1 pseudogene is annotated in these 657 nt (G+C 79.9%); it reads left to right on the top strand.

From position 1 onward, the window contains the following. Positions 1-445: pseudogene (locus tag ACFQSB_RS40230) on the top strand (hypothetical protein); the annotation flags it as partial. Positions 446-657 lie beyond the last annotated feature (212 nt).

Genomic DNA, 657 nt, shown 5'->3' with positions numbered 1-657 from the left:
CCCGAAGCGCGAGGCCGTGCCCATGCCCGAGCGGCCCGGAGCCGCCGGCGCCGGAGTCACGGCCGCGGCGGCGGCGCGGCGGGCGCCCGCAGGGCGCGGCGCGCCCCGCACTCCCTTCGTGCTGCTCGTGGTGGGGCTGCTGTGCGGCGGGCTGGTCAGTCTGCTGCTGCTCAACACCGTCCTGGCCAAAGATTCCTTCCGGGCGACCGACCTGCAGAAGACCACCCAGCGCCTGCGCCAGGAGGCCCAGGACAAGCGCACCAAGCTGCTGCTGGACTCCCAGCCGCAGAGGCTGGCCGACCGCGTCGAGCAACTCGGCGAGAAGCCCGGCACGCAGGAGCCGCGGTTCCTCGACGGGCAGGGGCGCGAGGTCGGCCGCACGGCGAGCCAGGGCCGGGTCCCTGAGGGCGCCGCCGACCGGCAGGCGGAGGTCGCGGGCCGGTGAGGGAAGGCGGCCGTCCCTCCGGGCCCGGTCGCAACGGCCCGGGCGGCGGCTCGGGCGGGCGCGGCGGCCCCGGAGGGCCCAGACGAGGCTCGGGTTCGGGCGGCCGCCAGGGCCGCCCCGACGGTCCCGGGCGCCCCGACCCGCCGGGCGGTCGTTCCGGCGGCTCCGGCCGCCGCGACGGTTCGGGCCGTCCCGGCGGCGCGGACGGCGGC

This window comes from Sphaerisporangium rhizosphaerae, assembly GCF_042665155.1.
GTDB classification, from domain to species: domain Bacteria; phylum Actinomycetota; class Actinomycetes; order Streptosporangiales; family Streptosporangiaceae; genus Sphaerisporangium; species Sphaerisporangium rhizosphaerae.
Note: the sequence above shows the minus strand (reverse complement) of the source record. Positions and strands in the feature narration are given on the sequence as shown.